The following is a 4,262-nucleotide window of genomic DNA, read 5'->3' on the forward strand; positions in this document are numbered from 1 at the left end:
GGTTCCTGCGTAGACCACGGCGTCGACGTCGCCGTCGAGACCGAAGGCGGTGTGCACCACGCGCATCGCGTCGGCGAGGGTGTCGGCGCGGGTGACGACCGAGATGCGGATCTCGGAGGTGGAGATCATCTCGATGTTGATGCCCGCATCCGACAGCGCGCGGAACAGCTGCGCCGAGACACCGGAGCTCGTGCGCATGCCCGCGCCCACCACGGCGAGCTTGCCGATCTGGTCGTCGTACTGCAGCGACGCGAAGCCGGCATCCGCCTGCTCGGCGCGCAAGGCCGTCAGCACCTTCTCGCCCTCCGCCTTCGGCAGGGTGAACGAGATGTCGGTGAGGCCGGTGGCGGCGGCCGACACGTTCTGCACGATCATGTCGATGTTGGCGCCGGTCTTCGCCACGATCGTGAAGATCTCGGCGGCCTTGCCCGGCACGTCCGGAACCCCGACGACGGTGATCTTCGCCTCGCTGAGGTCGCCGGCGACACCCGTGATGATGGGCTCTTCCACGGTTTCTCCCTCCACCGGGTTCACGACCCAGGTGCCTTCGTTGTTGTTGAACGACGAGCGCACGTGCAGCGTCACGCCGTGCCGCCGCGCGTATTCCACCGCGCGGATGTAGAGCACCTTCGCGCCCGCGGCGGCCAGCTCCAGCATCTCCTCCGCCGTCACCCGGTCGAGCTTGTGGGCCTTCGGCACCACGCGCGGGTCGGCCGTGAACACGCCGTCGACGTCGGTGTAGATCTCGCAGACCTCCGCGCCGAGCGCCGCCGCGAGCGCGACGGCCGTGGTGTCGGAACCGCCGCGCCCGAGGGTCGTGATGTCGCGGCTGTCGCGGTTGAAGCCCTGGAACCCGGCGACGATCGCGATCGCGCCCTCGTCGAGCGCCTCGCGGACGCGCCCCGGGGTGACGTCGACGATGCGGGCGGCGCCGTGCTGCGCATCCGTGATCATGCCCGCCTGGCTGCCGGTGTACGACCGGGCCTCGAAGCCCATGTCGCGGATCGCCATCGCGAGCAGCGCCATCGAGATGCGCTCGCCCGTCGTGAGCAGCATGTCCAGTTCGCGGGGGTCGGGGATCGGCGACACCTGGTGCGCCAGGTCGACCAGCTCGTCGGTGGTGTCGCCCATCGCCGACACGGCGACGACGACCTCGTTGCCCGCCTTGCGGGTCTCGACGATGCGCTTGGCGACCCGCTTGATGCTCTCGGCATCGGCGACACTCGAGCCGCCGAACTTCTGGACGATGAGGGTCACGGGAAGGAACTCCAAGGGGTGGGAACGAAGGTCATCCTATCCAGCGCCGGATGCCGTCTCGGTCACGTCCGCCTGCGGAGGGGCCGAGCGGGGTGGCGGCCGGAGCTAGCGGCCCCTGCGCCGGATGCGTCCGCCGAGCACGACGCCGACCGCACCGAGCACCATGAGCGCGATCCCGCCGACCAGGAGCGCGATCTGCCAGCCCTCGACTCCGGTGGCCGCGAGTTGCGCGATGCTCACTCGACGACCCGCCGCCCCTCGAAGGCGCGCCCCAGCGTGACCTCGTCGGCGTACTCCAGGTCGCCGCCCACCGGGAGCCCGGAGGCCAGGCGCGTGACCTTCAGCCCCGGCTGCACGAGCAATCGGGTGAGGTAGGTGGCGGTGGCCTCGCCCTCGAGGTTCGGGTCGGTGGCGATGATCACCTCGGTGACCTCGGTGCTCGCCAAGCGCTTCAGCAGCTGCGGGATGCGCAGGTCGTCGGGGCCGATGCCGTCGATCGGGCTGATCGCCCCGCCGAGCACGTGGTACAGACCGCGGAACTCGCGGGTGCGCTCGATCGCGACGACGTCCTTCGCCTCCTCGACGACGCAGATGGTCGCACCGTTGCGCCGCGGGTCGCGGCAGATGGCGCAGGTGTCCTGCTCGGACACGTTGCCGCACACCTGGCAGAACTTGACCCGCTCACGCACCACCGTGAGGATCTCGGCGAGCCGGCTGGTGTCGAAGCTCTCGGTCTGCAGGATGTGGAACGCGATCCGCTGCGCCGACTTCGGTCCGATGCCGGGGAGCTTGCCGAGCTCGTCGATGAGGTCCTGGACGATGCCCTCGTACACGCGCTACGCCCCGCCCTCGGTCGAGGGGGCGCCGGATGCGGGCTCCTCGACCAGCCGCACCGGGCGGTCGCGCGGGTTCAGCTGCACCTCTTCGATGAAGCTCGCCTTGAGCACCTCGCGGACGACGGCCTCGCCGTACCGCCCGGGGCGGTTCGGCGCGCGTTTCGCTTCAGGGCCCATGCCGTTTCCGGCCTTGGCCGCGGCGCCGGCACCGACGGCCGTCCCGGCCGGCGGGTCCGCAGGCTGCTGAGAGGTCGACGCCGCGGGTGTCGGTTCGGGCTCGTCGTCGGGCGGCGGGGGCTCCTCGTCGGCGGGGGGCGGGACCTCGTCGTCGACCGGGGTCGCGGCGGGTGTCGCGCCGGCGATCGGGGTGACGTTCCAGCCGGACGCGGGCACGGCCGGCGCCGGCTCGGGGGCGGGCGCTGCGGCGGGCGCCCCGCCCTCGACGCGCGCGATGAACTTCACCCGCACGCCGAGCACCTTCACGATCGCCTGGCGCAGATGCTCGCTCACGCTCTCGCCGGCGCCCTGCGCCTGCCGGAAGCTCTGCACGTCGTTGTCGCTCGGGAAGCTCAGCGTGAGCACCTCGTTGGCCGCGTCGTACGCGCGCGGGGTGGAGGTGTAGACGACCATCCAGGATCCGCGCTTGATGCCCTGCACGATCTCGAGGATCTCGGGCCAGGCGTCGCGCAGCTGCTGGAGCGACACGGGCGCCGAGGCGGAGCCTCGGGGCGCGTCCGCCTGCGCCGGGCGATCCTCCACCGCCGGAGCGGGCTGCGCCGGGCGCTCCTCGACCGCCTGGGGGGCGGGCTCCTCGACGACCCGAGACGGAGTCGGGGTCGGGGTCGAGGTCGGGGTCGAGGTCGGGCTCGGGGTCGACGCGACCGGCGGGGCCGACGCGGGCGCGGGGCGCTGCGGCGACGGGCGCTCGGGGGCGGGGGCGGCATCCGCCTCCTCGATGCCGATGCGGCGCTCGAGACGCTCGACGCGGGCGAGGGTGCCGCGCTCCGTCTCGTCGGATGCGGGGACGAGCAGGCGGGCGGCCATCAGCTCGAGGTGCAGCCGCGGAGAGGTCGCGCCCGTCATCTCGGTGAGCGCCGAGTTGACGACGTCGGCGGCGCGGGAGAGCTCGACGGTACCGTAGGCGGTGGCCTGGTGCGTCATCCGCTCGATCTCGTCGGCGGGCACGCCGCGCAGCACCGCCCCCGCCTGGTCGCGTGTGGCGGCGACCACGATGAGGTCGCGCAGGCGCTCGAGCAGGTCGTCGACGAAGCGGCGCGGGTCCTGACCCGTCTGGATGACGCGGTCGACCCCCTCGAAGACGCCCTGCGCGTCGCGGGCGGCGAGCGCGTCGACGATCTCGTCGAGGAGGGCGCCGTGCGTGTAGCCGAGCAGCGCGACGGCGCGCTCATAGCGCACCGTGGAGTCCTCGGAGCCGGCGATGAGCTGATCGAGCAGCGAGAGCGTGTCGCGCACGGAGCCGCCGCCCGCGCGCACCACGAGCGGGAGCACCCCGCCCTCGACCTCGATGCCCTCTTCGGTGCACAGGTGCTGCACGTACTCGAGCATCGTGGCGGGCGGGACGAGGCGGAACGGGTAGTGGTGGGTGCGCGAGCGGATCGTGCCGATGACCTTCTCGGGCTCGGTCGTCGCGAAGATGAACTTGACGTGCTCGGGCGGCTCCTCGACGAGCTTCAGCAGCGCGTTGAACCCCTGCGGGGTCACCATGTGCGCCTCGTCGAGGATGAAGATCTTGTAGCGGTCGCGGGCCGGGGCGAACGCGGCGCGGTCGCGCAGATCGCGGGCGTCGTCGACGCCGTTGTGGCTCGCGGCGTCGATCTCGATGACGTCGAGGGATCCGCCGCCGTCGCGCGCGAGCTCGACGCAGCTGGCGCAGGTGCCGCACGGGGTGTCGGTGGGGCCCTCGGCGCAGTTGAGGCAGCGCGCCAGGATGCGGGCGCTCGTGGTCTTGCCGCATCCGCGCGGACCCGAGAACAGGTAGGCGTGCCCGACGCGGTCGGTGCGCAGCGCCGTGCGCAGCGGATCGGTCACCTGCGCCTGGCCGATGAGCTCGGCGAACGTCTCCGGCCGGTAGCGGCGGTAGAGGGCGGTGACCACGGGTCAACAGTAGTCGGCGCGACCGACCCCCACCGGGCGGATGCGTCGCATCCG

Annotated in this window: 4 protein-coding genes; all 4 read right to left on the reverse strand. The window is 72.4% G+C overall.

Going from position 1 to position 4,262, the window contains the following annotated elements:
• The coding region (locus NUH29_RS08540) for an aspartate kinase (protein WP_258798656.1) at positions 1-1,257 on the reverse strand (1,257 nt) is incomplete at its 3' end.
• Positions 1,258-1,362: 105 nt separating this feature from the next.
• On the reverse strand, positions 1,363-1,497 hold the full coding sequence (locus tag NUH29_RS08545; protein ID WP_258798657.1) for a hypothetical protein: 135 nt from the start codon (positions 1,495-1,497) through the stop codon (positions 1,363-1,365).
• Complete coding sequence (gene recR / locus NUH29_RS08550) at positions 1,494-2,090, reverse strand: recombination mediator RecR (protein ID WP_258798658.1); 597 nt, start codon at positions 2,088-2,090, stop codon at positions 1,494-1,496. Before recR ends, NUH29_RS08545 begins: the two co-directional genes overlap by 4 nt.
• 3 nt (positions 2,091-2,093) lie before the next feature.
• Positions 2,094-4,208 carry a DNA polymerase III subunit gamma and tau gene (locus tag NUH29_RS08555; protein ID WP_258798659.1) on the reverse strand — a complete coding sequence of 705 codons (2,115 nt, stop codon included), beginning with the start codon at positions 4,206-4,208 and terminating at the stop codon, positions 2,094-2,096.
• Positions 4,209-4,262 lie beyond the last annotated feature (54 nt).

It is taken from the genome of Protaetiibacter mangrovi, assembly GCF_024752305.1.
Taxonomy (GTDB): Bacteria; Actinomycetota; Actinomycetes; order Actinomycetales; family Microbacteriaceae; genus Homoserinibacter; species Homoserinibacter mangrovi.